Source organism: Arthrobacter woluwensis (assembly GCF_030816155.1).
GTDB classification, from domain to species: domain Bacteria; phylum Actinomycetota; class Actinomycetes; order Actinomycetales; family Micrococcaceae; genus Arthrobacter_E; species Arthrobacter_E woluwensis_A.
In genome coordinates this window covers 2035754-2050937 of record NZ_JAUSXR010000001.1, presented here as the reverse complement: position 1 = coordinate 2050937, position 15184 = coordinate 2035754, and the positions used below count along the sequence as shown (strand labels likewise).

The following is a 15184-nucleotide window of genomic DNA, read 5'->3' as shown; positions in this document are numbered from 1 at the left end:
GATTTCAGAGCAGGCCCGCGGACGGGCCTCGCAGGCAGAAGGAGTGTGGGCGTCGATGATGAGCGAGACCGCGCCTTCGACCCAGGTGGTGCGCAGGATCAACGCGAGAGCCATGCTGCAGGCCATGCGCGGCGCCGGGGTCCTCACGGGCACTGAACTCATGGCGGGGACCGGTCTCTCCCGGGCCACCGTCATCTCGATCTGTGACGAACTCGTGCGGCTCGGCTGGCTCCGCGAGCTGGGGAACCAGCGGGACGCGGGCGACTACGTCAAGGGCCGCCCGGCCCGCCGTTTCGTCTTCGATGACCGTGCCGCGAGTGTCCTGGGCATCGACATCGGCGCCAACAAGATCACTGCCATCGTGGCGGACATGGCCGGAACCCCTTTGTCCCAGGTGACCCTGCCGTTCCGCGCCGACAACGTCGCCGCCGACGAACGAGCGGACGTCCTGGACCGCCTCGCCGCCCAGACGCTCGCCGACGCCGGCGTGGCGGCCGATTCGGTGCTCGCGGTGTCGGTGGGCGTGGCGGCCCCGGTCGGCCGGGACGGGAACGTCCTCACCGTCCAGGAGTTCTGGCGGTCCTTCGACGTCCGGGCCATCGTCTCCGAACGTCACGGCTGGCACGTGCTCCTGGAGAATGACGCCAACCTCGCCGCGCTCGCCGAACGCTGGATGGGCGTCGCGCAGGGCATCGACAACCTCGCGGTCATGCTGGCCGGCGACCGGCTCGGTTCCGGCGTGCTCGAGTCCGGCCGGCTCCTGCACGGCCAGCTCGGGGGCTTCGGCGAACTCGGCTACCTCGAGCACCTCGACGGGGTCGGCGACACGCACGGCATCGCGCACCACGTGGCGCAGTGGGCGCGGGAAGCTCTCGACGACGGCGCGGACACCACCTTGCGCGTCCTCTGCGGCGGGGACCCCTCCGCACTGAGCGCGGAGATGGTGTTCTCGGCCGCGGCGGACGGCGACGCGACCGCCGTCGGGATCCTCGACAGGGTGGCCCGGCGTATGGCGCGGGTCATCGGCGCGCTGAGCACCATGGTGAACCCGGAAGCCGTGGTCATCGCCGGGGCCGTGGCCGAGTCTGCGGGAGCGCTGCTGCCCGGGATCGCCCGCGAGCTGCCGCGTTACACCCACACCCCGCCGCGGGTGCTCGTGTCGTCCCTGGGAGAGGGCATCGTGTCCCTCGGAGCCGTCCGCCACGCCCTCGATTACGTCGAGGAGAACGCCCTGGACGTGTACCCTGCGTCGCTGCGCCGGACCCCGGCCGAACGGGTCTGATCCACGCCGGGACAGGGGCGCAGGGTCCCGCCCGCGCGCCGTCAGGGCTCTATGCTTGATGAGGAGCTGGGACCCAGCTCCGAACGTAGAAGTGCGAGGGCAGATGTCGATGAGTAGTGTGCTGACCATCCGGGGCGGGGTTCCGCTCAGTGGCAAGGTTTCCGTGCGGGGCGCCAAGAATCTGGTGCCCAAGGCGATGGTCGCGGCACTGCTCGGCAGCGAGCCCTCCGTGCTCCGCAACGTCCCGGAGATCAAGGACGTCGAGGTCGTCACCAGCCTGCTCCAGCTGCACGGCGTGACGGTGGAGAAGGACCCGGTGACCGGGGATCTGAGCCTGGATCCGGCCAACGCCAGGAACGCCTCCCACACCGAGATCGACGCGCACGCCGGTGACTCCCGCATCCCGATCCTGCTCTGCGGACCGCTCATCCACGCGATTGGCGCGGCCTTCATCCCGGACCTGGGCGGCTGCCGCATCGGCGACCGGCCCATCGACTTCCACCTCGCCGTCCTGCGTAAGTTCGGCGCCGTGGTGGAGAAGACCGGCAACGGCATCCACCTCTCGGCGCCGGAAGGACTCAAGGGCGCCAAGATCACCCTCGACTACCCGAGCGTCGGCGCCACCGAGCAGGTGCTGCTCTCCGCCACCCGTGCCGAGGGCATCACGGAGCTGCGCGGCGCCGCCATGGAACCCGAAGTGGTGGACCTCATCGCGGTGCTCCAGAAGATGGGCGCCATCATCAGCGTCCAGACGGACCGGACGATCCGGATCGAAGGCGTCTCCGAGCTGCGCGGCTACGACCACCGGGCGCTCCCGGACCGCAATGAGACGGCCTCCTGGGCCTCCGCCGCGCTCGTGACCCAGGGCGACATCTTCGTCGAGGGCGCCGCCCAGCACGACATGATGACCTTCCTCAACACCTACCGGAAGGTGGGCGGTGGCATGGACATCATGGACGAGGGCATCCGCTTCTACCACCCGGGTGGCAAGCTCAACCCGCTCGTGCTCGAGACCGATGTGCACCCCGGATTCATGACCGACTGGCAGCAGCCCCTCGTGGTGGCCCTGACCCAGGCGGACGGCGTGTCGATCGTGCACGAGACCGTGTACGAGAACCGCTTCGGCTTCACCCAGGCCCTCACCCGCATGGGCGCGAACATCCAGCTGCACCGCGAATGCCTCGGTAGCGTGCCGTGCCGCTTCGGTCAGAGGAACTTCCTGCACTCGGCCGTCATCTCCGGCTCCACGCCGCTCGTGGGACGGGACATCGACGTCCCGGATCTGCGGGGCGGTTTCAGTCACCTGATCGCGGCCTTCGCCGCCACGGGCGTCTCCCGCGTCACCGGCACCGAAGTGATCCAGCGCGGCTATGAGCGTTTCACCGAGAAGATCGCCGGGCTCGGCGCCGATTTCGAACTCACCGGAGCGTAGAACCCGATGGGGAAGAACGAGACGACTCAGCACGGTATGAAGGAGAGCCTGGGGACCCGGGCCACCTTCGCCTTCCTGGCCGGTGTGCTCCGGCCTCTCATCAACCTGGTGCTCTCCAAGCGCTGGGAAGGCCTGGAGAACCTGCCCGAGGGGGGTTTCATCGCCGCGCCCAATCACGTCACGGAGATCGATCCGGTCGTGGTGGGGCACATGCTCTACAACGCCAAGCGCCCGCCGCACTTCCTGGCCAAGGCGAGTCTGTTCAAGATCCCGGTGTTCGGACGCTTGCTGCACAATTCGCGGCAGATCCCGGTGGAGCGCACCACCGCCGGAGCGAACAACTCGCTCAAGGTGGCGCAGGAGGTGGTGGACGCCGGTGGCTCCATCATCATCTACCCGGAGGGCACCCTGACGCGTGACCCCGATCTGTGGCCCATGAAGGGGCACACGGGCGCAGCGCGGCTGGCGCTGCAGACCGGTGCGCCCGTGGTCCCGATCGGCCACTGGGGCGCCCAGGAGCTCTTCCCGCGCTACGCCAAGAAGCTCCACGTCTTCCCGCGGAAGACGGTACGGGTGGTGGTCGGCCCGCCGGTGGACCTGGAGGACCTGCGCGGCAAGCCCATGACCAAGACCGTGCTCACCGAGGCCACCACGCGCATCATGAACGCCGTGACCGCCCTGGTCGCGGAGCTCCGGCAGGAGCCCGCGCCGGCCGAGCGCTGGGATCCGGCCGCCCACGGCCAGAGCGCCACGGGCCGGCTCGACCCGACGGGCGCCGCTCCGGCCCCGAAGAACGACGACGGCGGCGCCGCGTGAGCGCTCACGACACCGCCACCGCACCGGGAAAGGCAGCTGTGGAGAAGATCGCCGTCATGGGCGCCGGATCCTGGGGGACCACTTTCGCGAAGGTCCTGGGCGACGCCGCCCTCGCGGCGGGCGAACCCCGGGACGTCGTGCTCTGGGCCCGGCGTGCCGAGGCCGCGGAGGAGATCAACCGCGAGCACCGCAACAGCCGCTACCTGCAGCAGATCCCGCTGCCGCACGCGGTGCGCGCCACGGACAGTGCCGTCGAGGCCCTGCGGGACGCCGTCGTCGTCGTGCTGGCGGTCCCTGCGCAGTCCTTGCGCGAGCAGCTGCGCGCCTGGAAGGACGCCGTGGCGCCCGGCGCCTTGGTGGTCTCCCTCATGAAGGGCCTGGAGCGTGGCACGGATGAGCGGATGAGCGAGGTGATCGCCCAGGAGTGGGGGACGCCCGCTTCCCAGATCCTGGTGCTCTCCGGTCCGAACCTGGCCATGGAGATCGCGCGGGAGGAACCCACCGCCTCCGTGGTGGCGTGCGCGGATGAAGCCATGGCGCAGCGCGTCGCGGAACTCTGCACGGCGCCGTACTTCCGCCCGTACATGAGCTCGGACGTGGTCGGGGTGGAGATCGGCGGGATCGTCAAGAACGTCATCGCCCTGGCCGTCGGCATCTGCGAGGGCCGGGACATGGGGGACAACACCAAGGCCTCCGTGATCACGCGCGGCCTCGCCGAGACCACCCGCCTGGCGCTGGCGCTGGGCGGCGAAGCACACACCCTGGCCGGCCTGGCGGGTCTGGGCGACCTCGTGGCCACCTGTGCCTCGCCCCTCTCCCGCAACCACACGGCCGGCAAGCTGCTCGGCCAGGGATTGACGCTGGATGAAGTGGTGGAGCGCATGACCCAGACCGCGGAGGGTGTGAAGTCCGCGGACGCCGTGCAGGAGCTGGCGGCGCGCCAGGGCGTCGAGATGCCCATCACCGCCGCCGTCGTGGCGGTGCTCGCCGGTAAGCTGGCTGTCGAGGATCTGGGCCCGCTGCTCCTGAACCGCTCCTTGAAGTCCGAGGACGGCTACTGAGCCGGCCGCTCAGACCCACGAACCGCACCTTCGACGAACCGCTCCTTCGACAACCTGAACGGAACCACTGTGACTGACGCCCGGAAGCCCCGCATCGCCGTCCTCTTCGGAGGACGCTCCAGTGAGCACGCCGTCAGCTGTGTCACCGCAGCGGGCGTCCTGGGAGCCATCGACCGGGAGAAGTACGACGTGATCCCGATCGGCATCGCCAAGACGGGCCAGTGGGTGCTGCCCGAGGCGGACCTCGACCAGTGGTCCCTCACGGCTGACGCGCTGCCCGAGGTCACCCCCGGGGAGGCCACCGTGGCCCTGGCCGAGATCGGCGGAGAGCACCAGCTGATCGTGGCGGCGCCCGATCAGGTCCCCACGGAGCTGGGACAGGTGGACGTGGTCTTCCCGCTCCTGCACGGGCCTTTCGGCGAGGACGGCACGGTCCAGGGTCTGCTCGAGCTCAGCGACACCCGCTACGTGGGAGCCGGCGTGCTGGCCTCGGCCATCGGCATGGACAAGCACTTCATGAAGGTCGTTTTCGAAGCCGCCGGGCTGAAGGTCGGACCGTACGTCGCCGTGACCGACCGTCAGTGGCTCCGCGACCCCGCCGGGGTGCGCCGTCGGGTGGAGGACCTCGGGTTCCCCGTTTTCGTCAAGCCCGCCCGTGCCGGGTCCAGCATGGGCATCTCCAAGGTGGACTGCGTGGAGGATCTGGACGCCGCCATCGAGGAGGCCCGCAGGCACGATCCGAAGCTCGTGATCGAAGCCGGGATCGTGGGCCGGGAGATCGAGTGCGCCGTGCTGGAAGGCCGGGACACCGACGAACCGCGCGCCTCGCTGCCCGCCGAGATCGCCGTGGCCGTGGGGGAGCACTCCTTCTACGACTTCCAGGCGAAGTACGTGGACAACGCCGCGTCGCTCAGCTGCCCGGCAGACCTGCCGGAGGAGGCCATCGCCGAGGTCCGGAAGCTGGCGGGCGTCGCCTTTGACGCGATCGGCGCCGAGGGACTGAGCCGCGTGGACTTCTTCTACACCCCGGACGGCGAGTTCATCATCAACGAGATCAACACGCTGCCCGGCTTCACCCCCAAGAGCATGTACCCGCAGATGTGGGCCGCCACGGGCCTGAGCTACACCGAGCTGATCGACGAGCTCATCCACCTGGCGCTGCACCGCAAGACCGGGCTGCGCTGACGGTTCGGCTCTGCCAGTCGAGCGTCGCGTCCGTCCTCAGTTCTGATGGATGAATGGGCCCCTCTTGTGTGCCCAGATGAAACTGCCCGTGCCCATCACGATTGCGAGGACGGGGGTGGCAACGAACGAGATGGTGGTGCCTCGTAGCAGGATGGCTGCATACAGGATGACCATGAATCCCAGGAGAGGAAGGACCGCGGAGCCTGTTCCCTTCTTCGGTTTGACCCGTTTCAACTGCCCGAATATGAGGCCAGTGAAAAGTAGTCCCAGGATGATCACGGCACCGAGGAAGAAGATCATGGGCGCCGGAGCTCCACCGACCACGAAGACGGTGGCAGAGAGAAGAGCGCTGACGGACAGCCAGTATTGATCTTTAACACTCATGACAGCATTCCTCCCTTCAGCAGCCCTCATTGAAATCGATAATGGTCCCTCCAACTGCGAATCCGGCAGCACACGCGAACGCCGCCACTGGCATCGCTGCCATTGGGCCGCAAACTGCGGCATTCGTAGCAAACCAGGCCCAGAAGGCCGCCCATGCCGGCGGGCACTGTGGGAGATTTCCACGGTCCTGTGGACCTACGCCGGAGGCCTTATGCACGGTCATCACCGTGGTGTAGCCGTCATCGGTTCGCACCACCGCCATTTCGATGGCTTTCGTGTCCAGCATCTGAGTGAAGCCCTGTAGAGCCTCGGTCGGCATGGATGCTGCCAGAATGTCGCTCTGGTCTGTCAGCGATGCGTAGTCGAACTTCTTGAGGTAAGCCGTGGTCGCCGGCGAGGCGAGGATCATGGCAGTTTTCCTGGTGAACAGTGCCGGGTCGGCCTGTCGTTTCTGGTCGACAACTGTTTTTGCCTGGTCCAGCGCTTCGGACGTCGGCCGGAGCGACGTGGTGGTGACCGTCTCAATCGAGGCGTCGACCTGTTTGACCACTGGTGGATCGCCTGCGGCCGCATTGGCGGCAGTCGCCGTCCCGCCAAGAGCCAGCAGGGCCATCGTTGCAGTCATCACGAGCTTCTTAGACAGGGATGGCATCAAGCTCCTCTTGATCAAGGTCGGTTTGGTGAAGGGTCACCGACGTTTCCAGGGAGGAGAAGGGCGGGGCAAGTTCATTTCTCGGTAACTGCCCATGTCTCAGTTCGACTGGAGATCTCACCAGCATGCGAAATAGCCTGCGCCATCGAGCTCGCGGACCAGGTCCTCGGGGCAGTCAATATTCGTTTGGCGCAAGCTCTGGTGTGGTGCCGATCTCTGCTCAGGAAAGCCGTAGTTCGATCGTGCGGGAGCGAGTGACGGCGTTGACGATTCCGTAGAACGAGGCTCCGCTATGCGCTTCCGCTCTTTGGTGCTCCGCCTGATTCGGCGGTCAAGGTTTCGGCACCAAGCAGATGTTGAACTTCTCCGCGGTGGGGGCCCTCGCCGTCGGGGCTTCCCCGTCGGGCAACCGCCTACTTGCCGCTGCCCGGGAGGTTCTGCAGATCCTCCTGGCCCACACACTTCTTGGTGGCCTTGATCTTGCTCGCGGGGGCGGAGAGGTCGGCCAGCACGGTGGCGGACGAGATCTTCCCCGGGTCCAGGAGCACCTCCACGGCAGGGGTCCGGCCGAACGTGGTCAGGGTGTAGATCGGGTTGCCCTTCTCGCCCTCCTTGATGACCCAGTCCACGCCGTTCACGGTGGCGCAGCGGTCCTTCGTGGGACCGGGTGGGGTGACGCCGCAGCGTAGGATCACCAGGGACGGGTCGCCCCAGGCCGCCGTGGCCTGAGCATTCGTCTTCCGCAGCGCCGCGTCGCCGATCTTGTCCGGAAGCGCCACCATCATGGGCGCGCAATCCGGGTTGGCGGCATCCTTGGCCGGGGTGACGTCGACGGCGGGAGAGCAGGCGCTCAGGGCCAGCACGGAGCCCAGCGAGAGGGCCAGCAGGGCCGCCGGTTTCGGGAGCTTCCGGGCCGCGGACCGCGGGGCAGGACGGGAGACACGCATGGCACCAGCCTACCGAGCTTCGCTGGGAGCCCTTGTCAGGAGACGGTCGCGCGGTGGCGCCGTCCGCACTTCCCGCACCGGATGACAGGTCCGGTCCGGGAGCGGTTGACGCTCCCGGGCGGAAGTTGGATAGCGTTGCCGTGTGCCAGAGAACCAGCCGACCGTCGCCACCGTAGGGGAGTCGGGCCTCCTCGCGAGGATCTTCCCCCTCCTGCCGCAGGGCCCTGCGACGCTCCTCGGCCCCGGGGACGACGCCGCCGTGGTCGCCGCACCGGGCGGCACCGTGGTGGTCTCGATCGACACCCAGACGCAGGACCAGGACTTCCGCCTGCGCTGGAACAACGGCTATGCGAGCACCGGCCACGACGTCGGGTGGAAGTCCGCGGCCCAGAACCTGAGTGACATCAACGCCATGGGCGCGGAGCCCCATTCGCTTCTCATCAGTCTCACCCTGCCCCCGGAGACGCCGGTCGCCTGGGTGGAGGACTTCGCCCGCGGAGTGCACGACGCCGTGCGCGCGCTGGGAGCGGAGGTCGCCGTCGTCGGGGGTGATCTCGGCCGTGGCCGGGAGATCTCGGTGACCGCCACGGCGATGGGCCGTGAGGTGGCCGGGAGAGTCGGTCTGCGTTCGGGGGCCACGGCCGGGGACGTCGTCGCGGTGGCCGGGAAGCCCGGCCGTGCCGCCGCCGGCTGGTCCCTCCTGGAGAGCACCGTCCTCGTGGGGGATCTCACGCCTGACCAGCGCGAGCTGATGGATGCCCAGTGCCGGCCGTGCCCGCCCCTCGGCAGTGGCGCCGAGGCGCTGGCAGCGGGCGCCACGGCCATGATGGACGTCTCGGACGGGCTGCTGAAGGACTCCGGGCGGCTTGCCCGGGCGAGCGGGGTCACCCTCGAACTCGACCCTCTCCTGCTGGCCGTCTTCGGCCCGGAACTGCGCCCCGCGGCAGAACTCCTGGCCGCCGTGCCGGGGTCCGGCGAATCCGCGGAGAACCTGCTCCGGGCGTGGATTCAGGGCGGGGGAGAGGACTTCTGCCTCCTCAGCACTTTCCCAGGAAACGGTCCCGTGCCGGACAGCTTCACTGTTATAGGCTCAGTGGTGCCCACCCCGCCTGGACAGGAACACGGTTCCCGGATCCGCAACGGTGACGGGGATGCAGCAGGGCACGCGACGCGAGGATGGGATCACTTTGGGGCACCATAAGATTGCCGCCAACGCTCAGGCGATGAGGCGCTGGCTCTGCACCGCGGAGCAGGTGGTGGGCAATCACAGCGACCGTCTGAATGCCATCAACATCTTCCCTGTGGCCGACGGCGACACCGGAACCAACCTCTATCTGACCCTCCGGGCCGCGGCACGCGCCATCGGCCCCGAGGAATACCCGGTCGGCAACGACGTCGGCGTCGTGCTCGCCGATGCCGCGGGCGCCGCGATGGAGAACGCCCGCGGGAACTCCGGCACCCTCCTGGCCGTCTTCCTCGCCGCGCTCGCGGAATCCGTGCAGGGCCACACCCGCCTCAGCGCCCCCCTGCTGGCCTCCGGTCTGCGGCGGGCCCGGATGCGCTGCTGGTCCGCGCTGAGCGAGCCCGTGGAAGGGACCATGCTGTCGGCTCTCGCGGCCGCCGCCGACGCCGCCGAGGAGATGGACTCCGCTCTCAACGGTGACGACAGCAATCTGGCCCTCGCCCAGTCCCTGAACCACGTGGTGGAGACGGTCCAGCAGGCCGTGGTCCGCACGGAGGAGCAGCTCGGCGCCTTGCGTCAGGCCCAGGTGGTGGACGCCGGCGCCGTCGGGTTCCTCCTGGTCCTGGACTGCCTGCGCGGCACCATCCTGGGCACGCAGACGAGCGAGACGGCCTGGGACGAGCTGCACGGCTACCAGACCGAATTCCCGCACATCCACGGCGACATGCCCGCCGATGACGGCTACGAGGTCATGTGCACCATCGAGCTGTCGCCGTTGGACGCCGCCACCCTGCGCCAGCGCCTCGACGAGATCGGTGAGTCCGTCATCATCTCGCCGGTGAAGGCCGTGTCCGGGCACCGCGACGGCGTCGATGTGCAGGAAGGCGAACTCAGCTACCGCTGGCGCGTCCACGTGCACGCGGCGGATCCCGCCCCGGTGCTCGAACTGATCAACGCCCTGGGCGAGCCCGCCAACGTCACCCTGTCGGAGCTCGCCGCCCCCCGCGAGTCCTGAATGGGACGGCGGAACGCACGCGTGCCCGCGGTCCTGGACCCCTCCGGCCGGAGACGATGACCCATGGAACAGCACACCTCGCTGGAACTCCTCCTCGGCAAGCGCGTGGCCGGGAGCCTGGAGAAGAACCTGGGGCTGCACACCGTGGCGGACCTCCTGGACGACTTCCCGCGCCGGTACCTGGACCGCGGGGAGCTGAGCAGCATCGAGACCCTGCCGTTCGATGAGGACGTCACGATTCTCGCCCGCGTCATCTCCAGCAGCACCCGTACCATGCGCGCCCGCCGCGGCTCCATCACCGAAGTGGTGATCAGCGACGCCGAGGACGAGTTCGGGCCGGCGCTCTCCTCCGTGAAGCTGAGCTTCTTCAATGGCTTCAAGGCGAAGCAGCAGCTCCAGCCGGGCGTGCTCGCGCTGTTCTCCGGCCGGGTCGGCTCCTACGCCGGCAAGCTCACGCTCACCAATCCGGACTTCATCCTGCTGGACGAGGCGGTCACGAGCACCGCGGACGCCGAGGCCCTCGCGCGGATGCCGATCCCCGTGTACGCGGCCACCGCGAAGGTGAGTTCCTGGACCGTCCAGCGGGCGGTCGGCATCGTGCTGGACCAGGTGGACACCGGCGGCTGGGGTGACCCGATTCCCGCGGAGATCCGGCACCGGAAGCACCTTCCCGGGCTGTCTGAGGCATACCGGATGATTCACCAGCCCGCCACGGCCGAGGACTACTGGCGTGCGCGTCACCGCTTCCGGTACCAGGAGGCGCTGGTCCTCCAGACGGCGCTGGCCCGTCGCCGCGCGGAGATGGCGCAGGAGGTGGCCACCTCCCGTCCCGGAAGGCTCGACGGCGCGCTCCAGGCCTTCGACGCCCAGCTTCCGTTCACGCTCACTGCGGGTCAGCGGCGCGTGGGCGAGGAGCTCTCCCGCGACCTGGCGACGTCCCACCCCATGAACCGGCTCCTGCAGGGCGACGTGGGCTCGGGCAAGACACTCGTCGCACTCCGGGCGATGCTCCAGGTGGTGGATTCGGGAGGTCAGGCCGCGCTCCTGGCCCCCACGGAGGTCCTCGCCGCTCAGCACGCCGAGTCGATTCGCAGGACTCTCGGAACCCTCGCGCGCGACGGCCTTCTCGGCCCCGGCGACGGCCCTTCCGTGAGCGTCGCTCTCCTCACGGGTTCCCTCTCGACGGCGGCACGCCGCCAGGCGCTCCTGGATGCGGCCTCGGGCGACGCGGACATCGTGGTGGGCACCCACGCCCTGCTGGGGGAGAACGTGACGTTCTTCGACCTCGGACTCGTGGTGGTGGACGAACAGCATCGTTTCGGCGTGGAGCAGCGGGACGCCCTCCGCGCCAAGGCGGACGCCCCTCCGCACCTGCTCGTCATGACGGCCACCCCCATCCCGCGCACCGTGGCCATGACGGTCTTCGGCGATCTGGAGACGTCGGTGCTGGACGAACTGCCGGCTGGACGTGCGCCGATCATCACCCACGTGGTGGGACTGCAGGAGCACCCGTCCTGGGAGGCACGGCTCTGGCAGCGGGCCCGGGAAGAGGTCGACGCCGGGCGTCAGGTCTACGTCGTGTGCCCCAAGATCGGTGACGGTGACGTCTCCAACGACGACGGCGGCGAGGGCCTCGCCGACCCGGCCGGCGGTGAGCAGGGCACGCAGCAGCTGGCCGGCGTCGTCGGCATGCTGGAGACGCTCCGCGCGGCCCCGGCTCTTCAGGGCGTGCGGGTGGAGGCCCTGCATGGGCGCATGGCCCCGGAGGAGAAGTCCGCCACCATGGCCGCCTTCGCCGCCGGCGAGGTGGGCGTGCTGGTGTCCACCACCGTGATCGAGGTGGGCGTGGACGTCCCCAATGCGACGCTCATGGTGATCCTCGACGCCGACCGTTTCGGCATCTCCCAGCTGCACCAGCTGCGCGGCCGGGTGGGCCGTGGCGGCCTGCCAGGCACGTGCCTCCTGGTGACGCGCCTGGAACCGGACCACCCGAGCCGAGAGCGGCTCACGGCAGTCGCCGCCACGACCGACGGCTTCGCGCTGTCCCAGGAGGATCTCAAGCTGCGGCGCGAAGGCGATATCCTGGGCGCCCGGCAGTCGGGCGGGAGGTCGACCCTCAAGCTGCTGCGCGTCATCCAGGACGAGAAGATCATCGCCGAGGCGCGGGACGACGCCCAGGATCTCGTGGCCGAGGACCCCACCCTGCAGCAGCATCAGGCGCTCCGGGTGGCGATGGAGAATTATCTGAACCCGGAGAAGGAAGCATTCCTTGAACGGGGCTGAGCACGGACGACGGTGCACGGCGGGACCCGAGGTCCGTCATGCACTGTTTCGTCAGGCACTGGAAGGAAGGAACCCATGAGCCGGATCATCGCAGGCGCCGCCGGAGGGCTGAGCCTGGTCTCGGTGCCGGGCACGGCCACGCGCCCCACCACCGACCGGGTCAAGGAGGCGCTGTTCTCGCGCCTGGAGGCGTACGGGATCCTGCAGGGCGCCGAGGTGCTCGACCTCTTCGCCGGCTCCGGAGCGCTCGGGCTGGAGGCCGGAAGCCGTGGCGCCGCCTCGGTCACGCTCGTGGACTTCGACGAGAAGGCGTCCCGGGTCTGCCAGAAGAACGCCGAACTCGTGACGGCCTCGGCCAAGGGGCTGCGGACGTCGGTGCAGCGGGCCAAGGTGGGCACGTTCCTGGAGCGGACCGCCGTGGGATCGTGGGACCTCGTGTTCCTTGACCCGCCGTACCCGCTCACCGAGGAGGACTTGGTGAAGGTCCTGGAACTGCTCGTGCCGCGGCTCTCGGACGGCGCCGTCGTGGTGGTCGAGCGGAGCTCGCGGTCACCCGAGCCGGAGTGGCCTGCGGGGCTCGAGCGGTTCGCGGAGAAGAAGTACGGCGAGACGACCCTGTGGTTCGCGGAGCCGGCCTGAGCGTTCGTTCCTAGGACTGGCGGGTACGGCCGGTGTGCCTGCCGGGTGTTTTCCCCCGCGGCTTAGACACGCCTCTGCGCTCGTTCCTCGCTGCGAGGCGCGATGCGCCGCTTCCGGGAAAACGCCCGACGGGCAGTCCCCGAGTTCACCCCAGCCAGTCTTCGAGCTCCATGCCGTTCAGGACCGCGGCGGGATGGGGTCCTGCGGCCAGAAGCGCGTCCGTCCAGGCGGCGGGCCAGGGTTCGGCGCGGGCCGCGAACACGATGTTGCCCGGGTAGCGTGCGGCGAGCATGCCGGTCTCGCAGAGGGCCGCGACCCCGCCGGGGAAGACCTCCAGGAGCGCCTTGCCCTGGCTGCGGATGAGGGTGAAGGGCGGGTCGTCGCCGACGTTGACCAGGAAGAGGCCGCCGGGTTCGAGCCGCTCCGCCACTTCGCGGTAGAAGTCCGCCGACGCGAGGTGAGCCGGGGCTTCCGGGCCGGAGAAGACGTCCAGCACCACGACGTCGAAACGCCGCGGCCCGCCGTCGGCCTCGGGTTCCAGCGCCGCGAACTCCGCCCGCGCGTCGCCCAGCGCCATCTCCAGCACAGTACCCTCGGGCAGGGGCAACTCGGTCAGGACGAAGTCCGGCAGCTCCCTCTCTAGCTCCACGGCCCACTGCCGAGAGCCGGGGCGCGTGTGCTGCAGGTACCGAGGCAGGGTGAGGGCACCGGCGCCGAGGTGAGCGGCCGTCACGGGCTGACCGGGCGGCGCCACGAGATCCGTCGCATGGGCCATGCGGGCGAGGTACTCGTAGAAGATCTGACCCGGGTCGGCCAGGTTCACGTGGGACTGCTCGGCGCCGCCCAGCGCGAGGATCGCCGAGCCGGGCACCAGGGTGTCCGGCTCGATGCTCGCGTGGACGCCACTGGCCCGCAGGTACCGCGAGCTCACCGGCTCACCTCTGAGGCCTGGCCCAGTGCCTCGCTCAGTCCGCCGAGGCGGGCGACCGCCTCACGGAGCACCGGCTCACGCTTGCAGAAGGCGAAGCGGAGCAGACTCGCGGTGCGGCGCGCGCCGTCGTCGTGGCAGAAGACCGAGAGGGGGATGGCCGCCACCCCGATGCGCTCCGGCATCAGCCGTGCGAGGGCGGCGGCGTCATGGAAGCCCAGGGGAGCGGTGTCCACGGTGACGAAGTAGGTGCCCTGCGGTTCGTAGACGGTGAAACCGGCGGCCTGCAGACCGTCCGAGAGGAGGTCCCGCTTCCCGCGCAGGGCCTCGGCGAAGCCGCGGTAGAGGGAGTCGTCCAGGTTGAGGGCCGACGCCACGGCGCCCTGGAACGGCGTCCCGGAGCTGTAGCTCAGGAACTGCTTGACGGTGCGCGCGGCCGCGACCAGGGGAGCCGGCCCGCTCAGCCAGCCGACCTTCCAGCCGGTGAAGGAGAAGGTCTTACCGGCCGAGGAGACCGTGAGGGTGCGGTCGAAGGCACCAGGACGCGTCGCGATCGGCACGTGGGGCACGTCGAACGTCAGGTGCTCGTAGACCTCGTCGCTCAGGATCACCGCGTCATGCCGCGCGGCCTGCTCGACGATCTGGTCGAGCACCTCGGTCCCGAACACCACACCGCAGGGATTGTGAGGGTTGTTGAGGATCACCAGGCGGGTCCGCGGACCGAACGCGGCGGCCAGCTCCTCCGGGTCGGGCTGGAAGTCCGGGGCACGCAAGGGGACGGTCCGATGCACGCCGCCCGCCAGCGCGATCATGGCCCCGTACGAGTCGTAGAAGGGCTCGAACGTCACCACTTCATCCCCCGGACGCACGACGGCGAGGATCGCCGCCGCGATCGCCTCGGTGGCGCCGGTGGTCACCACCACCTGGGTCTCCGGGTCGAGCCCGATCCCGTAGAAGCGGTGCTGGTGTCCGGCGATCGCCTCACGCAGGGGCTGGATGCCCTTCCCCGGCGCGTACTGGTTCTCGCCGCGGGCGATCGCCTCCTGGGCGAGCTCACGGATGGGTCCGGGGCCGTCCTCGTCGGGGAACCCCTGGCCCAGGTTGATCGCCTGGTGCCGGACCGCCAGGCCCGTCATCTCCTCGAAGATGGTCGTCCCCAGGGAGCCGTCGGCGCCGAGGAGGTTCGCTCCCCGGGCCGCGTCCATCCACGGGGAGTCCGTCAGCCAGGTGATGTCTTCTGCTGGAGTCACGTGAGGTGCCTGCTTCGCATGGTGCCGCTCCGGGGCGTCCTCGCCCGTGCATCACGTCGTGGGCCCTGGGAGGAGGCGCGGCGCGCCCCTGTCGGTCATGCTATCCCGGGTGCCTCTGCTGTAGCGT

14 protein-coding genes are annotated in these 15184 nt (G+C 69.4%); 9 read left to right on the top strand and 5 right to left on the bottom strand.

What is annotated here, in order from left to right; all coding sequences use genetic code 11:
• Positions 1–55: 55 nt before the first annotated feature.
• The 5 genes from QFZ52_RS09345 (at position 56) to QFZ52_RS09325 (ending at position 5776) form a co-directional block, all read left to right on the top strand.
• Positions 56–1282, top strand: coding sequence for an ROK family protein (locus tag QFZ52_RS09345; RefSeq protein ID WP_307497341.1), 1227 nt, complete (start codon positions 56–58; stop codon positions 1280–1282).
• Between the two features lie 109 nt (positions 1283–1391).
• Positions 1392–2714, top strand: coding sequence for a UDP-N-acetylglucosamine 1-carboxyvinyltransferase (gene murA / locus QFZ52_RS09340; RefSeq protein ID WP_307498701.1), 1323 nt, complete (start codon positions 1392–1394; stop codon positions 2712–2714).
• A gap of 36 nt (positions 2715–2750) precedes the next feature.
• Positions 2751–3530, top strand: coding sequence for a lysophospholipid acyltransferase family protein (locus QFZ52_RS09335; RefSeq protein ID WP_307498700.1), 780 nt, complete (start codon positions 2751–2753; stop codon positions 3528–3530).
• Positions 3527–4591 carry an NAD(P)H-dependent glycerol-3-phosphate dehydrogenase gene (locus QFZ52_RS09330; RefSeq protein WP_307497340.1) on the top strand — a complete coding sequence of 355 codons (1065 nt, stop codon included), beginning with the start codon at positions 3527–3529 and terminating at the stop codon, positions 4589–4591. The genes QFZ52_RS09335 and QFZ52_RS09330 overlap by 4 nt, the downstream gene beginning before the upstream one ends.
• A gap of 54 nt (positions 4592–4645) precedes the next feature.
• A complete protein-coding gene (locus tag QFZ52_RS09325; protein ID WP_307498699.1) occupies positions 4646–5776 on the top strand; it encodes a D-alanine--D-alanine ligase family protein in 1131 nt (376 codons plus the stop codon).
• A 36-nt stretch (positions 5777–5812) separates the two neighbouring features.
• On the opposite strand, the gene QFZ52_RS09320 is transcribed toward QFZ52_RS09325, so the two are convergent.
• From QFZ52_RS09320 to QFZ52_RS09310, 3 genes are all read right to left on the bottom strand, one after another.
• Complete coding sequence (locus QFZ52_RS09320) at positions 5813–6160, bottom strand: hypothetical protein (protein ID WP_307497339.1); 348 nt, start codon at positions 6158–6160, stop codon at positions 5813–5815.
• Between the two features lie 16 nt (positions 6161–6176).
• Positions 6177–6785: a hypothetical protein gene (locus QFZ52_RS09315; RefSeq protein ID WP_307497338.1), complete on the bottom strand. Its 609-nt coding sequence runs from the start codon at positions 6783–6785 to the stop codon at positions 6177–6179.
• Between the two features lie 440 nt (positions 6786–7225).
• The gene (locus tag QFZ52_RS09310) at positions 7226–7759 is read right to left on the bottom strand and encodes a DUF3515 domain-containing protein (protein WP_307497337.1); all 534 of its coding nucleotides are present in this window, start codon (positions 7757–7759) and stop codon (positions 7226–7228) included.
• Between the two features lie 142 nt (positions 7760–7901).
• Between QFZ52_RS09310 and thiL the strand changes: the two genes are divergently transcribed.
• The 4 genes from thiL to rsmD all read left to right on the top strand — a co-directional run bounded on the left by thiL (position 7902) and on the right by rsmD (position 12879).
• A complete protein-coding gene (gene thiL, locus QFZ52_RS09305) occupies positions 7902–8960 on the top strand; it encodes a thiamine-phosphate kinase (RefSeq protein WP_307497336.1) in 1059 nt (352 codons plus the stop codon).
• Positions 8961–8982: 22 nt separating this feature from the next.
• Entirely contained in the window at positions 8983–9957 is a 975-nt protein-coding gene (locus tag QFZ52_RS09300; protein WP_307497335.1) for a DAK2 domain-containing protein, read from the top strand.
• A gap of 63 nt (positions 9958–10020) precedes the next feature.
• Positions 10021–12240, top strand: a complete 2220-nt coding sequence (locus QFZ52_RS09295; protein WP_307497334.1) for an ATP-dependent DNA helicase RecG — start codon at positions 10021–10023, stop codon at positions 12238–12240.
• 75 nt (positions 12241–12315) lie between these two features.
• Positions 12316–12879, top strand: coding sequence for a 16S rRNA (guanine(966)-N(2))-methyltransferase RsmD (rsmD, locus tag QFZ52_RS09290; RefSeq protein ID WP_307497333.1), 564 nt, complete (start codon positions 12316–12318; stop codon positions 12877–12879).
• Positions 12880–13024: 145 nt separating this feature from the next.
• Here the strand turns inward: rsmD and QFZ52_RS09285 are convergent, their stop codons facing one another.
• Entirely contained in the window at positions 13025–13810 is a 786-nt protein-coding gene (locus QFZ52_RS09285; RefSeq protein ID WP_307497331.1) for a spermidine synthase, read from the bottom strand.
• Complete coding sequence (locus QFZ52_RS09280) at positions 13807–15012, bottom strand: aminotransferase class I/II-fold pyridoxal phosphate-dependent enzyme (protein ID WP_307498697.1); 1206 nt, start codon at positions 15010–15012, stop codon at positions 13807–13809. The genes QFZ52_RS09285 and QFZ52_RS09280 overlap by 4 nt, the downstream gene beginning before the upstream one ends.
• Between the last annotated feature and the right edge of the window lie 172 nt (positions 15013–15184).

Coding starts and splice junctions, on each gene's coding strand:
- QFZ52_RS09345 (WP_307497341.1), top strand. CDS start 56: ATGATGAGCGAGACCGCGCCTTCGACCCAGGTGGTGCGCAGGATCAAC.
- murA (WP_307498701.1), top strand. CDS start 1,392: ATGAGTAGTGTGCTGACCATCCGGGGCGGGGTTCCGCTCAGTGGCAAG.
- QFZ52_RS09335 (WP_307498700.1), top strand. CDS start 2,751: ATGAAGGAGAGCCTGGGGACCCGGGCCACCTTCGCCTTCCTGGCCGGT.
- QFZ52_RS09320 (WP_307497339.1), bottom strand. CDS start 6,160: ATGAGTGTTAAAGATCAATACTGGCTGTCCGTCAGCGCTCTTCTCTCT.
- QFZ52_RS09315 (WP_307497338.1), bottom strand. CDS start 6,785: ATGACTGCAACGATGGCCCTGCTGGCTCTTGGCGGGACGGCGACTGCC.
- QFZ52_RS09310 (WP_307497337.1), bottom strand. CDS start 7,759: ATGCGTGTCTCCCGTCCTGCCCCGCGGTCCGCGGCCCGGAAGCTCCCG.
- QFZ52_RS09300 (WP_307497335.1), top strand. CDS start 8,983: ATGAGGCGCTGGCTCTGCACCGCGGAGCAGGTGGTGGGCAATCACAGC.
- QFZ52_RS09295 (WP_307497334.1), top strand. CDS start 10,021: ATGGAACAGCACACCTCGCTGGAACTCCTCCTCGGCAAGCGCGTGGCC.
- rsmD (WP_307497333.1), top strand. CDS start 12,316: ATGAGCCGGATCATCGCAGGCGCCGCCGGAGGGCTGAGCCTGGTCTCG.
- QFZ52_RS09280 (WP_307498697.1), bottom strand. CDS start 15,012: ATGGACGCGGCCCGGGGAGCGAACCTCCTCGGCGCCGACGGCTCCCTG.